This is a genomic window from Leptospira chreensis, assembly GCF_016919165.1.
Classification (GTDB): domain Bacteria; phylum Spirochaetota; class Leptospiria; order Leptospirales; family Leptospiraceae; genus Leptospira_A; species Leptospira_A chreensis.
In genome coordinates this window covers 211773-235137 of the sequence record NZ_JAFFPS010000071.1, presented here as the reverse complement: position 1 = coordinate 235137, position 23365 = coordinate 211773, and the positions used below count along the sequence as shown (strand labels likewise).

Genomic DNA, 23365 nt, shown 5'->3' with positions numbered 1-23365 from the left:
CGCCTCGAATTGGTTAGGTGATTGTAGATTGATCCAAACCCGACCGGGCTCACTCCGGGGTGCGCTCTCGCTCCCGTCTCACCCTATGGGTGAGACCGTGGCCCTTCGGATCCCCTGGCGTGGGATTGGTTACCAGATAAAGAGGGAGGGCTTGGCATTATTAGATACATTATTAGTAACAACCAACAACTTTCCGCTTATGGGAACTAAGATAGCGCTAGGAAAGAGGCCTGAATTATTCCCTTGGCCCGCTGATATGTCCGTATACGTGCAACTTGATCCATCTAAATTACAACGAAATAGACTTGGTTTGGAATTATAAGTTCCATTAGACTGTGTGGCAACCAACAGCTTTCCATTAATCTGATCTAAAGCTGCACTAGGAATCACACCAGATTCACTCCCTTGGCCCGCTGATATATCTGTATGCGTGCAGCTTGTTCCATCCAGATTACAACGAAATAGACTTGGTTTGGAACTATTGCCATAATTTGCAGTGACAACCAATAACTTTGCATTGACGCGATCTAAAACGACACTAGGTTGACCACCGGAACTAGTCCCTTGTCCTGCCGATATATCTGTATGCGTACAACTTGTTCCATCCAAATTACAACGAAATAGACTTGGTTTAGCATTATTGGCAGAGTTAGTAGTAACAACTAACAACTTTCCGTTGACGTGATCTAAAACGACACTAGGTTGACCACCGGAACTACCTCCTTGTCCTGCAGATATATCTGTATGCGTGCAGCTTGTTCCATCCAAATTACAACGAAATAGACTTGGTTTATAGTTATTAGCTCCATTATGAGTTACAACCAATAGTTTGCCATTCGTATGATCTAAAACGATTTTAGGTTGATAACATGAATTAGCTCCTTGGCCCACTGATATATCTGTATGGGTGCAACTTGTTCCATCCAAATTACAGCGAAATAGACTTGGTTTGGAACTATTGTTATAGTTTGAAGTTACAACTAACAACTTTCCGTTGACGTGATCAACTTCGATACTAGAGTGACTACCCGAAGATCCAGGTCCTTGTCCAGCAGATATATCCGTATGGGTGCAACTAGTTCCGTCCAGATTGCACCGAAAAAGGGAAGGTTTGCCTTCGAATAAAGTACCTCCATTACGAGTCACAACTAACAACTTACCGCTGGCATGATCTAAAGCTACGCTAGCGAGATAACCGGAATTAAGTCCTTGCCCTGCAGAAATATCTACATGAGTCCCTGCCACACTCATTCCTGGTGGCGTCGACGTTGTAAATGCTCTTGGCTCCATTGCGGAAACGAGACTATACCCTCCGCTATTATTTGCCACTACTCTAAAATAGTATAATGTCCCGCTCGTTAAACCAGTAATGGTCGCATAAGGATTGGTCACTGGACCAAAGCTTGCGGATGCAGTACTCACACCAGGACTTGGGCTATAGTACACTGTGTACGATGTCGCACCAGTTACCGGCCACCACTGCACAAACGCACTCGTTCCTCCTGCTTGGGCTTCCACATAAGCAGGAGCATCTATCGGAACCAAATTCACTTGCACAGTGACCAAAGAAACAGAAGTTCGATTCCCTCCCGCACAACTACCCGCATTGTCCTTAAAGGAAAATTCAAAGACATACTCGCCATTCTTATCAGGTAAAACTTTTGCAAGCTTAGTCGTTCTGCTTTGGATATCCCCAGTGGCTAAGTTGGATAGAGGAGGTTTAGAAATCACTCGCCAATTATACTCATATAAATTTGTTTGAGCCCCACAAAATGAAGCGTCAGGGTCGGATGATAGTGAAGCATCTAGAGTGGCTTCTGTGCCTAGATCAATGGTAAGATTAGATGCCAACTGAATCACAGGTGATTGGTTGGCAAAAGGTGTTGTTGCTTGGAGAACTCCACTCCAAAGACTTCGATTCCCACCCTGGTCAAAAGCGCGGATACAGAAATAATGCACGGTTCCCGAGGATAGCCCACTGACTGTGAATTCTAAAGGAGTGCCTGTAGTGGATGCGACAACACTATTCGAAACAAAAATCCCCGCAGAACAGTCGTCATCTGATACTATGGGAGTGGAACGTCTTCTGATCTCATAAGAAGATGCGGATCCTGTGTTTCCATTGTCTCCCACTGCAGTCCAACTAAGTTTGATTTGATGGTAGGACTCAACAGTGGCGGAAGCGGTGGTAATGTCAGCCGGAGGAACTAGATCTGTCGGAGCATAGGTAGTCGCCGATACGGTTCCACTCCAGGAATTCCGAAGTCCAGAAGAATCAATGGCACGAACACAGAAGTAGTAGGTTGATTGCGGAAGATGTCCATCAATCTCTTTGATTTCTAATAAACCGGAACTTTTCGGGATCATTGTGTGAGCGATACCAGTTGCTGCATCACACTGAAGATTATTGGTAATGGGGGAGCTGGACCTTCTGATTTCGTAGGCAGATGCTTGTCCTAAAACACCGACACTTCCGGGTGCTGTCCATCGCAACTGAATTCTAGAAACAGACATGGGTGTTGCCACCAAATCGGTGATATTCGATGGAGCAATGGTATCTGCCACATGAACAGAGGCGGATACTTCTAAGCTTTGATAGGTGGCGAAAACCCCAGCTACACCAGGTGTTGTCGCCGTAAAGGTAGATGAGTTTAAATTGCCAATAGGAGAACCACCAAGTCCAATACCCGTTGTATGATAATTGATTTGTACTATTTTTTGAACTCCATCAAGCTATCCTCTGTCTGAAAATGGGATTGGGTAATTCACTTTCTCCCAAGCTTGCGTTGGTATATTTTCTAAGTTTTATATGGCAACGGGTAAACCCGGTGGGTATGGTGTTCCCCCTGGTGGACTACCTGCATTGTTTGGATTGAATCCGGTATCAACTTCCCAAACATCATTGAATCCGTCCCCATCACGATCCGGATTGTATTGGCTTATGTATGTGGGATTCCCAGAATCAGCGGGATATAAAAAAGTTCCTGTAGATGGTCTTGCGGTTTTTTGACCGTGGACATCCACGGCAATAACTTGAATTAGGATTCCGCCAGGACTCATCGCTTCGTAAGGGATGTTGGATTCGTACCAATTGGTTGTTCCTTCTCTTTGCATTGAGAAGTAATTTGTCGGTCCACCGGCTGGTCCCACGACCAAATAAACATTCATCGGGTCACCATCTGGTTCCAACACATCGGCTCTGAGTTGGTATGGTATATGTAGGGTTCCCGGTTTTAAATAATAATAGGCACCATTGATGACGGGGGGTAAATTTCCTGGCGGTGGTGTTCCCCCACCAAACATCGAAAAGGTCTTCGTATGGAAAATAATATTTTCCGAATCAAGGGTTGTATTCACACCAGCCCAACCTGGCATTCTGAGTCCATCTGTTTCTGAATTCGTGTTGGATACATGAAATCCTCGACTTTTCCCAAAGTTTAAATTCATCGATTGCGCTTTGGCACGGTCCAGAGCGATAGTCACTACCACTTCTTTTTTGAATTTGTATGATGGTGTTATTTGATAAATGGAACTTGTGGGCACATAACCAGAAGGAAGAGGTGCTTGTGTAGAATTGTATTTTGTGATCTTAAATTCTACTGTTTCATCCATCGCACCTTCTGGGATTAAGATGGTAAAAAGTTCATCACTCGACTGGATGCGTGTTCCCGATGGATCTGCGGTTCCACCACCAGCAGGAACACCCACATCATTGGAACCTAAAAGAACGAGTAAAGAATCCTTAGAAAATTCATTTTTACTTCGATTGAAATCTAAAAATGCAAGACAGTTCCAGAAATAGAATGCTGTAAATAATATCCAAATAAACTTTTTCATATAAAATTTTCCTTATTTAACTAATCCGAATGTTCTAAATTGATATTTTTTGAGGAAATTATTTCCTCGAATCATTGCATTTGGTTTGTCTGTAAATTTTAAAATACAGCACCTAACTCCAATCATATTACCCAAACAAGAAAGACGAATTAATTTATTTCCAATTAGCAAAGAAATCATTTAAATTCAACCGTGTTATTTGATCCCAAGCGACATCGGCTAAAATCCCATAATGAAAATGTTCATTCACTATTAGTGGGCAACTAAAATTAAGAGAAATTTAAGAAATCTCAAAATTTACCGTTCGGAACGTTCTAAAATGGACGAAAAAACGTTTTTAACGGTTTGGGAAAATTTATCAGCGATGATGCAGAGTCAGAATTTTAAGATATGTTAGAGGCGGATTCGATGAATGTTGAAACCTATACCGCAGTTATTTAAGATACGACCCATTCTGACAAAAAGGAAAAAAGGATTTTATCAAAACCATTTCCTATTTTTAGTTGATAGATTGTTTTTAAATCTCGAAATAGCAAAGCACTCCTAAAAAAATATAATTTTGGTTGCCCTCTTACTTGAGAAACTTTCCCAAATGAAAAATCGATTCCAAACGCCAGCTTTATTATTACTATTCCTTACTTTCTTCACATACAACTGCAAACCAGAATCTCTAAACAACCAATGTGACGTTAAGTCCGATTCCTTTTTTTCCAACTTAATCTTCCAAGCGGTTACCACGGCAGAATCCTATCACTGCGGTTACAATCTCGTGAACATTCCCCCGTTTGGTTACAAATACTCAAATTACAGACTCTATCTAAACTTTCCTGTTTCCATCATTCCCCGCCATCCAAAGAACTCTAGTTATTCGATCCAAGGAGTGTTGCCAGCAGGTTTATCCTTTGATGGAGCCACGGGAGAAATCAGAGGAACAGCCACTGCCATCACACCAGCCACCAATCTCACCATCACCAAAAGTAGCCCTGGTTTTGGAATTGTGACGATCACTCTACAAGTGGTGGATACAAGTGCAACGATGGTGTATGGACAATATGGATTTTATCATTGTGCAAATAATTACAATGATGGTGCCTGTGCGCCAGGTGGGCCCGTAACCAATCAAAACTTAAGTTCACCTTATGGAGTCGTAGCCGATTCTTCCGGAGGAGTTTATGTTTCAGGTGTCAACCGAATTCAATATTACCCACCAAATACAATTTCTTCTACAAAAGTGTATGGACAATTCGGAGTTTTTGCTTGTGACACTGCAAACGTCCTTTCAGCAGGTTCATGTTCTGTTGCTACTGTTAATGCAAATTCTTTAAACTCTATCCGCGGATTGGCTTTGGATTCAAATGAAAATCTCTATGGAGTTGATACGGCAAACCACCGCGTTTTATTCTATCCCAAAGAATCTTTCACTGCGACAAATGTCTATGGACAAGCAGGATTTGTCACAGCAATATCGGGCCCCGTGAGTGAATCAACTATGAACACTCCCCTTGGTGTGGCCCAAAATTCCGAAGGTATTTATGTTTCGGAATCAGCGAATCACAGAATCCTTTTTTTTCCTCATGGTTCAACGAAACCAAGTCGTTTGTATGGGCAATCTAATTTTACATCAAATACTCCAAGTGTTTCTAACATCAAAATGAGTAGTCCTTACGGGATGAGTTTAGATTCAGAGGGAGGATTGTACGTTGCAGACTCAGGCAACAGTCGTGTTCTTTATTTTCCCTCAGGCTCAACTACGGCAACTCGAGTTTACGGACAATCTGATTTTGATACCAGTGGCGGTGGTGCGGCTAGCCCAACGACTCTTACCGGGCCAACTTGGGTAGCACTGGATCAAAGTGATAACTTGTATGTAGCAGATACTACAAACAATCGTGTGGTCATGTATCCAAGGACAACACAAACAGCAGGGATTGCTGCAGTGGCCGTGTTTGGTCAGTTTAACAATTTGAATTGTGGAGCACCAAACAATGATGGGGTTTGCGGTGGACCCATCGTTGGACCGAAAAGTTTATCCAGTCCTACAGGATTGTTTTTCAACCAAAGTGGCCAACTGTATATCGCTGACCGACAGAATAACCGAGTTTTGGTTTACTAAGCTAAGCATACTTACTACCAGCCACGTAGATTTCCTTTGAGGACGGAAGTCCAAAAAACTTCGTGAGTGGCAAATCAAATTGTAGATCTAATTATTTCACAGGTTCCGCAGAAACTTCCACTTCTGGAAGTGATGCTCTCAAATAACCTGATTGTAACACTGCCACCTGTCCTTGTTCGCTGGTAAGAAAGGTAACAAAAGCATCAATTTTATCACCTTGGTCGGTTTTATAAATGATAAAGAGTTCTCTTGCGAGTCGATACTTTCTATCGTACACATTCCTTACGGAAGGAGAAACATACGGATCTTTATTTGTTTTGGCATAATCCAGAGCTTTGAGTTTGTCTTTGTTTTCAACAAGAGCAGAACCCATTCCCATATAACCAATGCTATTTGGGTTTTCTTGAATGTATTTTGACATTTCTTTATTGTCTTTTACGATTTTGGCATCTTTCGAAAAAACATTACTCTTATACTCATTAAATTCATTCAAACCCAAATCCTTTCTTTTGAGAATGTGGTTTTGGAAGTAGTCTTGTGTTCCTGATTTATCATTACGAATGACAATGGAAATGGGAGCATCGGCCCCACCTACTTCCTTCCAGTTTTTAATTTTTCCAGAGAAGATTTCAGAGGTTTGAACCAAATTGAGTTTGGCAACTGGGTTCTTTGGATTCACAACGAGAGCGACACCGTCATAAGCCAATCTTACTTTTTCTAAGTTACCTGTTTTGCGGAGGTCATCAAATTCTGCTTGGTTTAGGTCACGCGAAGAAACTGCCATATCAATTTCGCCTTTTCGCAATCGGTCAATTCCTGATTCGGAACCACCACCTTCCACTGTTACACGAGCATTGGAATTTACTTTTTCGTATTCAGAACCCAAATACCGCATCATACTGTTCATGGTTTCGGAACCTGCCACTTTCAGGGTTTGTTTGTCCTTACAAGCGACAAAGTTGATTGTAATCAAAATGTAAAAAAGCAGAGAAAGGTTTTTCATGGTATTTCAGGTAAAGCCAAAAATCCATCCTTCGTCAATCGTAAAAACCGCTAGTTTTTTCCATTTCCCCTATCAGTTTTTCAAAAAAATCCCCGATCTTTGCTATGTGAAGACTCTCTGCCGATTGTTATTATTTTGTTTTGTAATAATTCTTCCCCTGGTAGGCTCGACTCCTGTCCCGTCGGGAAAAACCACCTTCCAATGGAAATGGAAGGAAAATCAAGTTTTAGAACTGAATGAATACCATGACGTATACTTTCGGGTCGGTGCCAAAACAGTAGAAAGAGAAGATAAAAACCGAGTGGTGATGAAACCAAAAAAATGTTCATCTGAGTCTTGTTTGGTGAATGCTTTCTTTGATACTTATCTTCGGTATGGAAAAACATCAGGCCCTTTTTGGAAGGACAAAGAATTTGTTTCTGATTTTACACTCTTTCGCAACGGTCGCTATGAAGTTCCCAATGAATTCATAATGCCTAACCTTCGCAGTTTTCCGAGTTTTCCAGAAGAAGCAGTTTCTGTTTCCGATGTATGGAAATTGCCAGCAGAAGAGTCCTTTGATTTTAGTGCAGAACGCATTCGTGTCAAAGTAGTTCCCGAATATACCTTTCAAGGTGTTGCTCCTTGGTCCGAAGGAAATTATCAAGGGAATTGTGAGAAGATCACCTATACCTATCCCATTTTTTATACCAAACCAGAAGGGGAAAAGATGGTACCTAATGTACCTTATAAGATCTTTGGGTTTGCTTCCGGCACCGTTTTTTTTAACGCCGCCAAAGGAGTTCCTGAGTTCAAAGAAGTCAAACTATCTTATACCTTTATCTATCCGAATGGAACCGTACAAGAAGCCAATTTCCATATCAAAGGAATTTACTTCCTTCGCAACCAAGTCAATGCCAAAGACAAAGAATCCATCCGTGAAGATATCCTAGAAGATTTAATTGTTGGGTATTCGGGAGATACCAATCGAACTAAGTTAGGTGATCTAAAAAAAGACCCGATCAAAGGAAAAGAACCGGCTGGTGAAAATTTAGGACGAATCCCGGATACAGGAGAGGTTCCGATTCCAGATAAAAATTCTGTTCCCGAAAAACTCCCAGTAACAGTGCGAACATCGGAAGACGGAATCGTTTTCTCTTTAGATTCCATTTTGTTTGATTTTAACGATAGCAAACTGAAACCCGATGCCGAAAACGCAGTGGGAAAAATTGCTGAAATCCTAAAAAAATATCCGGATCGCGAAATTCGAGTCTCTGGTCATACAGACAATATTGGAAAAAAAGAATACAATCAAAAACTTTCTGAAGACAGGGCTAAGTCCGTTTTACATTCATTAGTTGATAATTACAAAATGGATGAAAAACATATATCCTTTAAAGGATATGCCGACGATGTTCCCATTGTTTCGAACGATAACGAAGAGAACCGACATAAAAATCGTCGGGTGGAAATTACCTTAGTTTTGGATTAATCATTAACCAATCTGTAAATCCAGTCCCACAGAATATGGAGGAACTATAGGTTCACTTTCTTTTTTCGCACGCTCCAAAAGAGCTTCCATTTCTTTGCGAATCTCCATGAGTAAACTTTGGATCCCATCCTTTTTATTGGTTTTATAGGTTTGATAAAATGGGGCGACGGAAAAGGCAGGAGCCACAACCACATGGGCTTTCCTCGCCCTTGCTTCAGTTTTACCAAAAATATGTTTTTCAAAACTACAAATCCACTCCATCAAACGCTCCGCAGACGGCCATTGGATTAGGTTTTTCGGTTTGGTTATGATAAAAGCATAAGCTGTGTCCACAAGTTGTTTGGCTCTGCGGATATTTTGGTCTGTCAGATTTTTGGGTGTAGTGGAAAGAGGAGCACCAGCTTCCAAACTATCCAAGGCCATAAAAAGAAGTCGGAGTTTTTGGATGGCATTGTCGGATTCATGAAACTTCACATTCAGAATGGAAGCTGCTAAGTTGAGAGCTGTATGCCTTGCCCTTCCCAAACGGTAATCAAAATCTTTTCCATTCGTTTCTGATTTGGGGATTCCTAATTCAAATTCGGTTTCTTCCAGCATCACTCGACCGACAGTTAAAAATCTTCGTAGCAGTGTTCGTCCACCTGGATAAAGTTTCAATTTTCGTTCAATCCGGGAGAGAGAGGATTCAATGTCGGAAAGGATCGAATCTCGTGTTCCAGAAATTTTATATTTCACGAAACTTGGTTGGATCCAAAGTTCTGCATTGGGTTCTTTTTCAAAAGCCGCTTCGAGTCCCCAAAAGGAAACTTGCGCCACACCAGGCATAAACGAAACTAAATTATCATTTTCTCCAGACATCATCCCTTCTGGATACATCACCAGTTTTCCATCACTAAGAGATAATATCTGTTTGGCGGTTCGAATGGCACTTCGGTTCAAACTTCCAGAGATCACAGAGAAAGCCCCAACTCGTTTGATCACCTCACCCACCAAACCAAATCCCCAATTAAAAATGCTACGTGAGGTCATAAAATGAAACCGTGTTCCGATTTTACTGGCAATATGATAAGCAATGACGGGTTCCAATTCACTCGGTTGGTTGGATAAATACATGACCCTTTTGTTTTTGATTTCTTTTAAACGAAGTTCATCTTCTTTCGAGATCTCAACTCCATCGATATTGAAAAGCAGTTTCGTGAGAATGGGAAAACCAAAGTCCAATCCCAAGGCAATGGGAAACTCAAAACGAGGCGGAATAAAAGAATCTTTCATACAATTGTCTTGTTAAGATAAGACGAACCCCATTGCGAATACGAGCAATTATTCGTGGATGTATCCCCAGGTTTCTAATATTTTTTTCACTTCTTTACCCATCTCACGTTGTACTTCCGATTCTTTGGTTCCACTGAAAGCTCCATCGTTATACACCCAAGGCAAAGGAGATGATGGGAATCCTTCCGGTTGTCTTTCCGAAACAATTAAGTCTTCCAAGTGATTCATAGATCTTTGGTATTCCAAACCATACCGACCAAAGCGAACAGGAATCGTTTTTCCATTCCTTGAAAAACTAAACATAGCTCCGAGTTCCGGATTGACGGTTTTAAATACAACTTCCTCACCCAAACGAGAAGTTGGTGTCGCTTTTGATTCCTTTTGCAAAGAGATTGTTTTTGCAGAACCGGAACTGAGTTGGATCGCATCCGAAACCTCCCAATCATAAATTGATCCTTGGACATTTAAAGAAAGAAAGTCACGACAAAGTGGTTCCGAACAAGGGGGAATCAAAATGCGCAAATGGTTGCGTTTCAAAAAATTCTCCCGACGGAAGTCGGCCCTTGCGATTTGTAATAGAGATTCGCCTTCCGGCAATGGACTTAGATTATTTTTTTCCTCTGAGTCTTTTTTGAGATCATACAATTCTTCGGCCATCGTATGGGGTTCTCCCGCAGAAGTTCGCCTAACTGTCGTAAAACCTGGATACCTACGAATGTATTTGTAATTTTCTGTCCGAACCGATTCCGACATCCTTCCTTCCGTATAAATAAAACTTTCTTTGAGGCAAACACCTGTTGTGCGAATGCAAGCAGAATAATCAACACCCCGATAGGTGGATCCTTTCGGTAATAAATCGAGAAACCCGAGTAGGGTCGGTGCCAGAGACAACAAAGAAGATTGACCAGGAATTCGAATCTGTCCCCCATTGCCGTTTTTAGCCAAATCAGAGCCCAAACTATCTTGGATGGACTTAGGAAGTTTGATAAAGTATGGAACAGCGATTTCTTCATCATAATGAGTTTCCCCATGACCAAACCGAGTTTGCATAATGAAATGATAACTGTAATCATGGTGGGCACTAAAAAGTTCGCCGTGGTCACCTGTCACAATGATCATGGTTTCGTCATAGGTTCCTTGTTTTTTGAGAGCTTCCACAAGTCTCCCAATCTCTCGATCTGTATAATGCATCTCACCTAAGTAACGCTGCACGGGAGATTCATACTTATAAAAAACATCGGTCGGAACCACGGAACGAACCACTGCCATATCCTCTGGGGGCGGTGAGTAGGAAGCATGTGGGGTATTCAAATTAAAATGCAAAAAATAAGGTTTGTCTTTGGATTCGTTTACAAATTGAATCGCGTGGTTTGTGAGAACTTCTGTATCCACAATGTCCATTCCCACTTGGAAAGAATTATGAAACCCTAAATCCAAACCAACGGTTGTATAATCCAAAAAGAAAACATTATTCATAATCGTTTTGGAAAAGTAACCGGCTTCCCGAAATGTTTTGGCTAAGTTGTCTCTATTTTTTCCATAATAGACTTTTCTTTGGTAAGGTTTTGTGGAAAACCAAGAATTCCCCAAACCGATGTTAGACGAATATTCCGAATGAAAAAAAGACATCATGGATGGTTTGGTCCAATTTCCATTGGCAAAGGGATTTTCAAAGAAAACCGATTCCTTCGCCAACTGGTCCATCACTGGAGTCACAGAGTACGGATACCCGTAAGAACCAAAAAAATCTTTTCTGGCAGAATCAATCACAATGAGAATCACTGATTTTGGTTTCCCGGAATCCGCAAACGATGCCAATACTTCCTTTGGATATAACAAAGGTTCACCGACAAAAAGATAACTATCCCCGCTTTCCCAAACTAGCCGAAGGGATCCAGATTCCCCAATCTCCAAAACTTCTTTTTTCGGAGTCCACCTTTCTTTCACAGATCCGGTTAGGTTCCATTCCCCGAGTTTCCTATCCCCAGAATAGATTTTAAAACTTCCCGAAACTTGGGATTGAAACTCCGTCCCACCTAACAATCCCACAAGAGTAGAAAACTCATACTGACCTGCTGGAATTTTGAATTCATACTCCTGGCCGGGTGGGAAAAAAAGAGAATCCAGAGAATGGTTTAAAAAAATTTCTTTATCTGTATTGAAGGTAACTTGTGTATTTTCCCATTTGCGTGAAAGTGGCAAGCGGCTTTGGCGGCCGGGATTTTTTTTCCAATGGTAGGGCAAAAGGTCTTTCGATATTGCCATTTTTGCTTTGGCATTTCGTAACTCCAAAACCAAATCCACGGGGAAACGTCTTTCCGATTTGTTCAAACAGCTAAGGAGACAAAAACAGATCGTAAGGGCGAAAGGAACAGTCGCTCGCATTTGGAACCAGTTTGGAAAACAGGTTTCCTAAGAACAGGAAAAGTTGTTTCTTTTTAGGTTTCCATCGTCCATCGTTGACATCTATGAGTAATTGGGAACAAGCCTACTCCCGTGAGGAGTCTACCTTTCAAAACAAAGACGGCGGATCGATTTATTACCAAATCTATCGTCCAAAGTCCGGAGTCAAACGTGTACTTGTTGTCCACCACGGAATTGGGGAACACGGAGGCCGTTACAACTTTTTGTTGGAAGCATTGGCAGAACGTAATTATGCCATTTACCTCATCGATGCCAGAGGTCACGGTAAATCCGACGGACGTCGTGGTGTCATCACTCACTTCTCCGATTTTTTTGCTGACCTAAAAGAACTCATCGATATCGCCAAACGGAACGAAGGTGTCAGTAAAGTTACCTTACTTGGTCACTCGATGGGCGCTGCTGTTACCTTTCTTTATACGGCGACAGACAATTATCAAAACGATTTGGATGCGTACATCTGTAGTGCCCTTCCCATTAAAGTCAAAACCGACCTTGTTATGGATATCAAAAAAGGTGCTGGTGGTTTGTTAGCAAAATTTGTTCCCACACTTACGGTTCCCACAGGTCTTGATGTCAATATGATTTCCCATGACAAATCAGTTGTGGAAGCCTACGTTAAAGACCCGTTAGTGCATGGAAACGTTGGGGCCTACTTGGGGGATTATCTACTGAATTGTTATGCCCTCGCATTAGAATCGGCTACAAAAATCAATGTACCAATTTATATGTTCCATGGAAAGGAAGACCAAATCGCTCTAGTCCAAGGAACTTTGGATGCCTTCGAGAAGGTAAATTCCAAAGACAAAACAATGAAAATTTTTGACGGATTGTACCACGAAACCATGAACGAACTTCCCAAAGACAGAGCTGTCGTCTTTAAAGAGTTAGTTTCTTGGATCGATAAACACTAAGGAGATAAATGCCAATGGCAATAACCAAAGATATAGTTGGAAAAAAACTAGATCGTTTTGATTTCACAGTGGAACGAGGAAAGATCAAAGAATTCTGCCTCGCCATCAACGAAAAAAACCCAATCTATTTTGACGCAGAAGAAGCAAAGAAAGCAGGATACTCTGATGTCCCTGCTCCTCCCACTTTCCCTACAGTCATTATGTTCTGGGGATACCCAAAGATTTGGAACGATATGGCGGAACTCGGTATCGACCTTTCCAAAATCCTTCACTTAAAAGAAGAGTATACGTATCACAAAATTCTGTACCCGGGCAAAGTGTACGCACAGTCCGAAATCGCTGATGTAAAATCGGGAAGAGCAGAAATCGTAACTTTCAGAACAACCATCTATGATGAAAAAAATGATCCCATCCTCTCTGCTGAGATGGCGATCTTCATTCGTAAGGATTAATACAGGAGGCTAACCATGGCAAAAATCGAATTTGATAAAGTAGAAGTTGGTCAGACTCTTCCTTCCCTAGACATCCCTGTCATCGAACATGCAAATTTAGTTCGTTATGCGGGAGCATCTGGAGATTTTAACCCCATCCACAACGATCCTGATTTCGCAAGAAAAGCAGGACTCGAAGGAACCATCTCTCATGGTATGTATGTTATGGCACAAGTAGGAAGACTTTGTACTTCTTATGCAGACCAAAAAGACATCGCATACTTTGGTGTGACTTTCAAAGCCATGACAAAACTTGGCGAAAAACTAACCATCGTTGGAACCATCAAAAAGAAATTCGAAAAAGATGGGAAAAAAACGGTAACTGTTCTTGTAGAAGCTAAAAACGAAGCTGGTGAAGTCAAAGCCGGTGGAGATTTAGTAGTCAACGCAGTATAAATTTTAGACCCTCTCCCTTTAAATGAGATCGTTCCATCATTTGAAGGGAGAAATCCACAAAACAAGGAACAAACTATGCTATCCCAAGAAACTATCGTTTCGCAAATCAAAACCTTACTTTCCAATCATCCGAACATAAACATTGATATTTTATTTCTTTACGTTCCTGAATTCAAAATCCTTCACGAACTAATCCAAGATGATGAAATCATCCAAGGTTATTGTATGGGACTCCTCGAAGGATCCAATGAAAAATACAGCGCCGGCAAATGGCTTGTGGTTTTAACCAATAAACGATTTCATTTCGTTAGAAACCCTATGATGACAACGAGCTTTCAACACATTATATTAGATTTTACTAATATTAAAAAACTCACAACCAAATTGGGTTGGTTTTTTGGCCAAATCCAATGGGTGCAGGAAAGCAACACAATGAAATTGATACAAATAGGAAAAAAGGATTACCGATTCTTTCTTCCTTGTTTGAAGAATTTCCTTTGATATCAAAAGTTAATCATCACATAACGAATTCTATACGAATATTACAAATTTAACTCGATATCTAATCTATCTCATTTCCAAAACAATTCAGTAGTTGTCTCCATTTAAGTGGGGCGCCTCGAATCCCATCACCACCAAACATTTAATTCAGTAACGACCGCGCTATCCGCTCCAATCCTTCGGTAGGTTGGTGGCTCGATCAATATCCATATATTTTTACGAAGGATTTCCGCTTCTATCGCTGGCGCGGGAATAGAAACCTTTATCCAAGAAGCCATCCAGCTCCATCTACAAGGTTACGAAGAAGATGGAATCCCAACACCAGATCCTAAAACGGATGTTATCTGGGTAGAAGTATAAACTTCTACTTCACTCCAATTCCTCAAAAGGAATGTCCAAAACTTCAAATCCAGAGCAACCCAAAAAATCGAAATGCCACCATTCGGTTTTGTTGACCCGAAATCCATTCTTTGTAAGCACTTGCACCAAAGTGGTTCGGTTTTTTAGAATCTCGGGGTCAGACACTTCTGCCTCCGCCCATGCCTCTTTCCGAAAGGAATCATATTCCGTTGGCATCATAAGTTCTTTTTTGGTTTTTAAATCCACAAGAGTTAAGTCAATCGCACAACCTTTGTTATGCCTAGATCCCGTCTTGGGAGAGGCCACATACCTTGTATCTCCAATGATTTCAAAAAATTTAACCGTCGCTGCATAAGGCCTGTAGGCATCAAAGATTTTGATTGTGTATCCAAGTTTTAAAAACTCTTTTTGTGTCTCTCCTAAAGCTTCTGCCACTGGTTTTCTCGCAAATGCTTTGGCTTCCTTGTAGATCACTTGTTTGGTAAAATTGTTGGGAGTGGCATATTTGATATCCAAAACAATACCAGGAATTTGTTTTTCTAAGTTAATGAGTTCTTTACTGGGTATTTTTTTTACGGATTGTTCATAAGCCGGAAGGTCCAAAACATTGAGTTTGTTTTCCTGGTTTTGTGCGACCAAAGAGGCAAAAGGAATTCCGAACAAAATTGCCATTGTAAATAGTTTCTTCATACTTTTTCCCAGTTTCAGATTCAGATCTATTTTTTCAATTTTCACATAACAATTTTTAAATGAATTTAGATCTCGTTAGAAATTGGCAGAACCTGATCCCGATTCGAGAAGTGGTTCGTACATCATCCAAGCGACATTCTCTGTCACCAGTTGATCCTCCAGAATTTCCTTTGTGGTTTTTAATATCTTTTTTCTGCGAATGGTATTCCTTCTCGTATATCCTCCCCAAGGTTCTGCATGAAATCCATGATAGGATTCATACACTTGGTAGATAAAAGGAATTTCCACATCGGAGCGCCATTCCCCTTTGAGTAATCCATCTTCGATCCAAAGATGCAAAACAAATGGTTGTTTGGTTGTGTTTTTAATCTGTAAGTCAATGTAATTGTAGGACAAGGTGGCACCCGATCCAAAAGGGAGAGTTCTTGCGGAATCAGGAAAGATATCAAAACTATGCCGCCACCTTTCTTTCACATCCAAAGGACTGTGGAGGGTCATCCAATAGATGAGATTGGCCATTTGGCAAAGCCCACCTCCTGTGCGTTCGATAAAACTTCCATTGCGAAGTTGCATCCCAGGCAAATACCCTTTGCGTTTCGTTGGTTTTCCGACAAGATACCAAAACGAAAATACTTGGTTTGGTTGGAGAACAATTCCATCTAACTTTGAGATAGCGATTTCCAAATTTACCTTTTTGTTCTCTTGGAGATACATGGGTACATCTTTAAGTTTACGATAGATGGGTGAACTATGTTTGAAAATAGAAACGGGAAAGTTATGAGCCAACGCATCCAAGGATACTCTTGTGGTGGCAAAGGATTTTCGTTCCAGAAACCAAACTAAGTAACGTTTCCATTGGAAATAGATTTTCCCAAGAAACAACCGAAGGTTTCCCCTATGGATCTTTTGATGCATACCCGGGATGGATTTTTTTTTGAAACTAAATCCCATAATTTTGTTTTCTCTTCATAAATTGAGGACGTTCCCGGTACGGATTTTTCCAAGACTTAGCCACAGAGAGGAGTTTCGAATTTCGTTTTTCTAACCAGAAACGGTATCGTTTCCAATCTTCTTCTAAAACAAGTTGGTATTCTCCTAAAGGTTGGACAAAAGAAAATATAGGCCTATTCTTTTCATCTTTACTGGCTAACAAATTCTCATACCGAATTCCATACACGGCACGATAGATTTCGGTGCCTTTAGGTAATTCAGAAATTGCTTTTGCATCCGGTTCGAAGGAAAGACAATCTTTACGAAATTGGAAATGGTAATATTCACAAAAACCGTGGTGGGCCACAAGTAAACCATTGTTAGGGACAGAAGCCATGGACTCTCCCGGAATCCACATCAGATCATAGGGATATCGAAATAGATGAGGACTTGTGTACACTGTAAAAACCCAAAGACTGATACTAACAGTCCCAATCAAAATTTGCACTCGGTTCCATGTCACAAAAACGGGAATCACAAAAATCAAACTTAAAAGAATACGGTATTGGATGTCCGCAAAATGGAAGATAGGCAAGAGTAACAGAAAACCAAAGAAAGCAATGGCCTTACGAATTTTGAGGAACCTTTCCTCACTCTTTCCAAATACTAAATACCCCCAGTCCCAAAGAATCCCAAAACCAGCAATTCCATAAGCGGCTGTTAGTGGGAATATTTCGGTATCACTATAAAACCTTCCATTTGGATCCTGGGGAAGGAAAAAGGGAAACAGAAGGGAGAGGAGAAAAATCACAGGATAAAATTTTGTAGGAATTTGATAGAGAACCCAAAGTCCGATACCGAATACCCCAACCATAGGATGAAACCAAAGTGCCAATAAAAACAAAAGTCCTGCGGCTCCCCAACGAATTCGATGCATCCAAAAAGATGATGATGGTGCTGCTGATGAGGATAAAGAAGAGGAAAAATAAAAGGCAATGCTAAGAACCAAAAATCCCAAAGCCCAACTTTGTTTTGGATACAAAAATCCAAGTAGTAAAATAACAAAACTGGGAAATACAAATGCGAATTTAAACTCCCTATGGGATAGAATCCAACGAGCAAGAATCACAGAGATTAACAACCAAACGGAAGTTAGAATTTGGAATAGAAATAAAGATTGGTCTTGAATTCCAAAAATCTTTAGAAATAGGGCTGCGATATGAAAAACAGGAGAATGGTCTGGCGAGTGCAATTTCCCCGTTTCGAGTAGGGAAATTGCTTGGACACCATACCAATAGATATCCTTTCCAAACAAAGGGATCAGTGGGAGATTTGGACTTTTTTGCCGATCATCTGCAATCCGTTGGCAGATTTTTTAACCGTCAGTGTATCACCAAAAATCAGAGTGGATTCTGCATTGGTTGTTTCTGCATAAGGACTATTCGAATCTAAACTTTGTGTGACAACTTTGTGATCCCTGCCAAAAATTTTAATTTTGGCTTCCGTGGAGGATGCTTCTAACAAAACCCAGTTTCCATCTAAAACTCGTTTTTCGGATACATCATCCTTCCAAATGACGAAGGAACCATTGGAACGAAATACATAATCCAATCTACCTTCCGAAACATCACCGAATACTGCTTTGTTGACTACGTTAGAAAGAATGGTGTTTTTTGTTTTGGAAAGGACTGACTGTTTGAATTCATCGGCATTTTTGTCGACAACGGTAAATCGTTTTCCTTTTTCTCCCAGTAAGATCATCTCAGCAATCACTGTGTCTTTCCAAGTTTTTCCTGGTCGAACTTTTTGGATGGTGAATGTAAACTTTTTTCCTGATAGAGTTTTTGGGAAAAATATTCTTTGTCCACCTTGTTTGTCTGCAATTTTGATGGGAAAAGAGTCGGATTCATTGGATACAAGTAACTCCGTCACCGAACCATTTTTATAAAATAAAGCATCTAACCTTTGATATCCGTTAAATATTTCAAAACCTGATAAATCAATGCTGTCTTCTAATTCAATTTGGAAAGATTCCCCTTCTCCATTGGCCTTAGCTCCTTCCACCCAAGCAAAATCAATACTTCCATCAAACAAACTATATGCGGGGTAATTCGGAAGCGTGCTGCTGGCAGTGACTTCGCCTAAAATAGGTTCAGGGTAAACTACATCCAATTTTTTTCCATTTTGAAAAAAAGAAACGGTTTTGATCCCGTTACCTGAGTCTGGCAACAAGTAGACAACATGAACACCATTGGATCTAATCTTTTGAGGAGTTTCTTTCGTGCAGTCAAAGTTTGTCGCATAACTTCCATCTTTATAAAAAGCAACATATCCTTTTTTCTCTTGGCACTCGATAGAAATCTCAGTAAAAAAAGCACGCCCATCCGTTTTTCCTGTTTGGTTCCATTTTGCTCCATTGGAGAAAAAAATGGTAATCCCATCCAAACTAGTTTCCGGTTTCCAATATTTGCCGGGCTTAAATACATTAATGGGACTTGTTCCATCAGCAGAGGATGCTGCTTGGATTCGTTCAATGACAATGGAATTTTCAATCGAACTATTTTTGCAAAATAAGATTACAAAAGCCAAAAGAGTTAGGGTTATTTTTTTCAAAAGATTTTACCTCGGCAGATACAAAGAATCCGGAACTCTTTCGACTTAGACAAGTAAAAAATTGACCTGGTCTAAATCCTACCCAAAGATTCGTTTTTTCTTTCCCTTCGCATAGCAATCAAAATACGAAAGATTTTTCCCTACCTTTTTGACAAGTTATCCCAGTTTGTAAGTCTTTGTTTTACAAAACAAAGGAACAAAGAATCGATAGACAAAGTCACAAACATTAAGATACATTGAGTACCCATTTAATGAAAGTTCCCAAACCCGTATATCTTGATCCCCAAGGGATTCGCCAACTTTTCCAAACTCATGGCAAAAAGATCAAATTAAAGAAAAAAGAAATTTTTGCGAAACAAGGACTACCTCTATTTAGCGTTGGTATGGTTGAATCTGGAGGATTCAAACTAGTTTACAAACTGGGTAAAAAGGAATGGATCAAATCTTTTATCTTTGAAGGTGGCCTATTAGGAAGTTTGCCGAGCATTCTAAACCAACAAACAAGCACCTATTCCATCTTGGCTTTAGAACCAAGTGAAGTGTTTGTCCTCACCGCAAATGAGTTCAAAACAAAAATGGAGACGGAAAGCCAATACAAAGACTTCCTCATCCAATTTCTTTCTCATTTGTATTTGAAAAAAGAAGAACGAGTGGCCGACTTTTTACTCTTAGAACCTGAAAAAAGATACCGAAAGTTTATTAAGGAATACCATCCCGTTCTGGATCGAATTTCCCAAATCGACCAAGCAGCCTATTTGGGAATAACCAACGTTGCACTCAGTCGGATCAAAAAGCGGGTTTTTGAAGATAATCGTTAATAGCACCTAAATATAGTTTAGTGAACTCATTTCCAGAAAATGGATTTTGGGATGTGACTAAATTTCGATCCCGAATGGCATACCCACTTGCTGGAAAAAAAGAAGATTCATATTTCATTCCTCGTTCTTTTAATAGATCAGAAATTTTTCTGACTTTGGGACTGCCTTTCATCACAAAGGTTTCAATAAACCACTCTTCTGTTTTGGTAACCGAATTCCCTTGATACCCTTGGAATAAAAATCCTTCTCCGTTGGTTCCGGAAGGAAGTGTGGTGAGTAGTGCTGGCGCATGACAAACAAGCCCAATGGTTTTTCCTTGGTTTTGAAACGAGGCAAGTAAAACAGGAATGTTTTTATCATACAACAAATCACTCATCAACCCCTGCCCACCAGGAACAAGTAAACTTATATAGATTTGGTGGTCTTTAGCTATAGATTCTAATGGGATTGGTTTTTGAAAGGAAGGATGGGAATTCAAGAAACGGACGGCTTCTTCTTTTTCTTCTTTAGAATTCCAATACTTATCTTTTAAACTTTCTGGATCCAGTGTGGCTTTTTTGCCTTCTGGTGTGGCAAAGACCAAATCAAAACCAGAGCGATCCAAAGCAATCACTGGGTGATAAAGCTCATTCACAAATACACCGGTGGGATGTTGGCGATTTCCATCTAACAAAAGAGTATTCGCAGCACTCATCGCAATGAGAACTTTGGGTTTGGACTTACCAAAGATAGGTGATTGTAAAAACACCAATCCTAGAATCAAAATCACTAGCGACAAGAGACTCCAGCGTTTATTGGAAAGCTGGATCGAATTGGTTTTTATCATTTTTTCTAAACGAAAAAAGGATAGGTTTTGGTTCTGAGTACGATTCGACATGGGAAAACACTCACTTCTATTTCGAATTTGTCCCCACCAAAGCTGGCGAGGACCTTCTCTAATAGAGGTGCCGAATCAGTGTATATATTTTAACCTAAGTTAAAAAGTAGAAATCTCCATCGGTAAAATCAAATCAACTTCCAAACCCATAACCCTACGACTCGGGTGGCCCGAGAAATCCTAGATCTATTATTGGTTGGTTCTCTAAAATAAATCGATGGTTTCGAATCCTTGTAATAACTGGACTTCCAATTTTTCCTCTTGGGAGCGTTTCAAAATGTATTTTATATTGGCATCGAAATCATCTCCGAGTCGAAGGTTTGGCTCCAAAGGTTCGGAAAGCGGTTTGAAAAAATTGTCCCAATGGATGGGGATTAATAGTTTCGGTTTTAGAGTTTGTACAGTTTGTTTGTAAAACTCTTCCTGAAAAGGAATGGGTTGCAAAGAAAGTTGCGCAATTCCCAAAAACAAAACATCTGCTTTGATATTAGTAAAAGCTCCATCTACGAAGTTCGTACTACTTTTGATGAGAATTTTATTTTTCCCATGTTGGATTAAAAAATCAAAGGTTCCTCCTTCGATATAGTCAGTTGCTTTGACTGGTGATTTCAGCGGCGATTCAATGTTAGGATGGTTCGGATCGGTAGCATTTGTTTTTCCGAGAATTCGAAAGGGTGGTGTGTGTTTGGATTCCAAAACTGTGACGGTAAACTTTCCGATCGTAACTGGTTTTCCAGGTAAAAACTTTTGCATTTGTTCCAAGCCAAGCCCGGCACCAAGTCCCACATTGAGAGTGGAAGAAGAACCATACAACTTCGCCTTTGTTTGTTTGGCGACAAGTGGTGAGTCCATGACATGATCGTAATGGGAATGGCAGACAAAAATGGCCTGAAGTCTTTCGATTTTAGCCTTTTCGATTACGGATTGAACCGTCGATGGATCGGATTCTATTTTGGAAAAAGCAGTTTTCCATAAAGATGGTCTGGAAAAAAATCCATCGGTTAAAATTTGTGTTTCTCCATCATCTAACAATATGGATGCGGTTCCGAGAAAAGTGGCTCGTACCTTTCCCTTCGGAATCGGGTTTACTTTACTTTCATGTGGGAAATAAGAATCGTATTGGCTTAAAGTTCCGGAAGGACGAAGGGCACAATGAGAACAAAAAAGGATGAGTGACAAGTATAGGAAAAAGGACAGAATTTTGGGTTTCTTGGTGTAACTTGTTTTGGTTGGCATAACGGACAAAAATTACAGAGAGAAATTCTAATGGCAAACCCTTTCTGTCCTTTACAAATTTGAGTCCTCTTTGCGAGAGGGATTTGGAGGACTTGGTCTCTGGGCTGTGCACAACGTGCGCATCCAGAGACGGGAGCGAACGCGGACTCCGGAAAAGCCCGGGCCCATCGGGTCTCGCCCAAAAAAAGAACAACATCTAATTTTGTTTGAGTTGGAATGATGCGGGATCTTGATTTTTGTTTTAGAGATTCCGAGGGATTTGTTTGCACCAGAGGGTGGAACTTAGTCTAAGATTCAATATGAAATCTATCAATTCAGAATTACCTATTGTTGTGACGGGAGGATCAGGATACATTGCTTCCTGGATCGTCAAATATTTGTTAGAAGATGGGAAGTCAGTGCGAACCACTGTGCGGAGTCTAAAAGACACCAAAAAAATTTCCCATCTATTGGAACTAAAAGATAAATTCAAAGACAAACTAACGTTATTTGAAGCCGATCTTTTGTCGGAAGGAAGTTTTGATGCGCCCATTGCAGGGGCAGAACTTGTGATTCACACAGCCTCTCCATTTTTTGTGGCAGGAATCAAAGATGCACAAAAACAACTGGTGGATCCCGCCTTACAAGGAACAAAAAATGTTTTGCTAACCTGCAATCGTGTTTCTTCTGTGAAACGTGTTGTGTTAACATCGAGTGTGGCCGCCATTCTTGGCGATAATATTGATTCGTTACAAGTTCCAAATCATACATTTACGGAAGAACATTGGAATACAACCAGTAACTTGAAACACCAACCTTATGCTTACTCAAAAACTTTGGCTGAAAAAGAAGCTTGGGAAATTCAAAAAAGCCAATCACGTTGGGATTTAGTTGTGATCAACCCTTCTTTTGTGATGGGACCATCCCTTTCCAAACGACTCGATGGAACTAGTGTTGAGTTTATGAAAAATATGTTGAAGGGAGTGTTTCGCACCGGTGTTCCCGATACAAAGATGGGATTTGTTGATGTGAGAGATGTGGCAAAAGCTCATATCTTAGCGGGTTTGACCCCGAATGCAAAAGGAAGACATATCACTTCAGCGGAAGTCATTCCGATGTTAGGTGTTGCGAAAATCATTAAAGAAAATTTTGGAAACAAATATTCTGTTCCTACTGGCAATCTTCCTAAGGCACTTGTGTATGTGATTGGACCTTTCTTTGGTTTGTCTTGGGGTTATACAAAAAATAATATTGGCCAACCTTTAAATTTAAACCATGAGTATAGTAAAACGGATTTAGGTCTAACCTATCGCCCGTTAAAAGATACGTTTATTGATCATGTGAATCAAATGGAAAGTGCGGGGTTATTATAATCCCGCTCGTCGTATCACAGAAACCGTGGTTTGGATTTTGGTGAAACTGCGAAGTTTTCTTTAGAATTTT

General features: G+C 40.5%; 19 protein-coding genes. 8 read left to right on the top strand and 11 right to left on the bottom strand.

Translation table 11 applies throughout. The features are described 5' to 3' along the window. Positions 1-129: 129 nt before the first annotated feature. Together JWG41_RS19350 and JWG41_RS19345 are read right to left on the bottom strand one after the other, a co-directional pair. Positions 130-2565 (bottom strand): fibronectin type III domain-containing protein, encoded by a 2436-nt coding sequence (locus tag JWG41_RS19350; RefSeq protein ID WP_332461318.1) that lies wholly within the window; start codon positions 2563-2565, stop codon positions 130-132. A 240-nt stretch (positions 2566-2805) separates the two neighbouring features. Next, positions 2806-3837: a thrombospondin type 3 repeat-containing protein gene (locus JWG41_RS19345; protein WP_205271416.1), complete on the bottom strand. Its 1032-nt coding sequence runs from the start codon at positions 3835-3837 to the stop codon at positions 2806-2808. A 592-nt stretch (positions 3838-4429) separates the two neighbouring features. Here JWG41_RS19345 and JWG41_RS19340 point away from each other — a divergent pair. Next, positions 4430-5950 (top strand): NHL repeat-containing protein, encoded by a 1521-nt coding sequence (locus tag JWG41_RS19340; protein WP_205271415.1) that lies wholly within the window; start codon positions 4430-4432, stop codon positions 5948-5950. A gap of 91 nt (positions 5951-6041) precedes the next feature. Here JWG41_RS19340 and JWG41_RS19335 read toward each other — a convergent pair whose 3' ends face one another. After that, positions 6042-6953 (bottom strand): phosphate ABC transporter substrate-binding protein, encoded by a 912-nt coding sequence (locus JWG41_RS19335; protein WP_205271397.1) that lies wholly within the window; start codon positions 6951-6953, stop codon positions 6042-6044. Between JWG41_RS19335 and JWG41_RS19330 the strand changes: the two genes are divergently transcribed. Next, positions 6952-8424, top strand: coding sequence for an OmpA family protein (locus JWG41_RS19330; protein ID WP_205271398.1), 1473 nt, complete (start codon positions 6952-6954; stop codon positions 8422-8424). The two genes, JWG41_RS19335 and JWG41_RS19330, sit on opposite strands and share 2 nt — an antisense overlap. 3 nt (positions 8425-8427) lie before the next feature. Here the strand turns inward: JWG41_RS19330 and JWG41_RS19325 are convergent, their stop codons facing one another. After that, positions 8428-9696 carry a lysophospholipid acyltransferase family protein gene (locus JWG41_RS19325; protein ID WP_205271399.1) on the bottom strand — a complete coding sequence of 423 codons (1269 nt, stop codon included), beginning with the start codon at positions 9694-9696 and terminating at the stop codon, positions 8428-8430. A 48-nt stretch (positions 9697-9744) separates the two neighbouring features. Continuing rightward, on the bottom strand, positions 9745-11961 hold the full coding sequence (locus JWG41_RS19320) for a sulfatase (protein ID WP_232374124.1): 2217 nt from the start codon (positions 11959-11961) through the stop codon (positions 9745-9747). 203 nt (positions 11962-12164) lie between these two features. Between JWG41_RS19320 and JWG41_RS19315 the strand changes: the two genes are divergently transcribed. The 4 genes from JWG41_RS19315 to JWG41_RS19300 all read left to right on the top strand — a co-directional run bounded on the left by JWG41_RS19315 (position 12165) and on the right by JWG41_RS19300 (position 14419). After that, positions 12165-13031, top strand: a complete 867-nt coding sequence (locus JWG41_RS19315; protein WP_205271401.1) for an alpha/beta hydrolase — start codon at positions 12165-12167, stop codon at positions 13029-13031. A 14-nt stretch (positions 13032-13045) separates the two neighbouring features. Next, positions 13046-13483, top strand: coding sequence for an FAS1-like dehydratase domain-containing protein (locus JWG41_RS19310; protein ID WP_205271402.1), 438 nt, complete (start codon positions 13046-13048; stop codon positions 13481-13483). A gap of 15 nt (positions 13484-13498) precedes the next feature. Then, positions 13499-13918 (top strand): MaoC/PaaZ C-terminal domain-containing protein, encoded by a 420-nt coding sequence (locus tag JWG41_RS19305; protein ID WP_205271403.1) that lies wholly within the window; start codon positions 13499-13501, stop codon positions 13916-13918. A gap of 75 nt (positions 13919-13993) precedes the next feature. Continuing rightward, entirely contained in the window at positions 13994-14419 is a 426-nt protein-coding gene (locus JWG41_RS19300) for a PH domain-containing protein (protein ID WP_205271404.1), read from the top strand. A gap of 369 nt (positions 14420-14788) precedes the next feature. On the opposite strand, the gene JWG41_RS19295 is transcribed toward JWG41_RS19300, so the two are convergent. From JWG41_RS19295 to JWG41_RS19280, 4 genes are all read right to left on the bottom strand, one after another. Next, complete coding sequence (locus JWG41_RS19295) at positions 14789-15469, bottom strand: M15 family metallopeptidase (RefSeq protein WP_205271405.1); 681 nt, start codon at positions 15467-15469, stop codon at positions 14789-14791. Positions 15470-15544: 75 nt separating this feature from the next. Further along, positions 15545-16420 (bottom strand): VanW family protein, encoded by an 876-nt coding sequence (locus JWG41_RS19290; RefSeq protein ID WP_205271406.1) that lies wholly within the window; start codon positions 16418-16420, stop codon positions 15545-15547. Then, positions 16410-17714, bottom strand: coding sequence for a hypothetical protein (locus JWG41_RS19285; protein ID WP_205271407.1), 1305 nt, complete (start codon positions 17712-17714; stop codon positions 16410-16412). Before JWG41_RS19285 ends, JWG41_RS19290 begins: the two co-directional genes overlap by 11 nt. A gap of 5 nt (positions 17715-17719) precedes the next feature. After that, positions 17720-19012 (bottom strand): discoidin domain-containing protein, encoded by a 1293-nt coding sequence (locus JWG41_RS19280; RefSeq protein WP_205271408.1) that lies wholly within the window; start codon positions 19010-19012, stop codon positions 17720-17722. Positions 19013-19263: 251 nt separating this feature from the next. Here JWG41_RS19280 and JWG41_RS19275 point away from each other — a divergent pair, with 251 nt between their 5' ends. Continuing rightward, a complete protein-coding gene (locus tag JWG41_RS19275; RefSeq protein ID WP_205271409.1) occupies positions 19264-19830 on the top strand; it encodes a Crp/Fnr family transcriptional regulator in 567 nt (188 codons plus the stop codon). Here JWG41_RS19275 and JWG41_RS19270 read toward each other — a convergent pair. Continuing rightward, positions 19799-20599 carry a type 1 glutamine amidotransferase domain-containing protein gene (locus JWG41_RS19270; protein ID WP_332461317.1) on the bottom strand — a complete coding sequence of 267 codons (801 nt, stop codon included), beginning with the start codon at positions 20597-20599 and terminating at the stop codon, positions 19799-19801. The genes JWG41_RS19275 and JWG41_RS19270 overlap by 32 nt on opposite strands. A gap of 312 nt (positions 20600-20911) precedes the next feature. Further along, positions 20912-21943 (bottom strand): MBL fold metallo-hydrolase, encoded by a 1032-nt coding sequence (locus tag JWG41_RS19265; protein WP_205271410.1) that lies wholly within the window; start codon positions 21941-21943, stop codon positions 20912-20914. A gap of 299 nt (positions 21944-22242) precedes the next feature. Between JWG41_RS19265 and JWG41_RS19260 the strand changes: the two genes are divergently transcribed. After that, positions 22243-23295 carry an NAD-dependent epimerase/dehydratase family protein gene (locus JWG41_RS19260; protein WP_205271411.1) on the top strand — a complete coding sequence of 351 codons (1053 nt, stop codon included), beginning with the start codon at positions 22243-22245 and terminating at the stop codon, positions 23293-23295. The last annotated feature ends 70 nt before the right edge of the window (positions 23296-23365 follow it).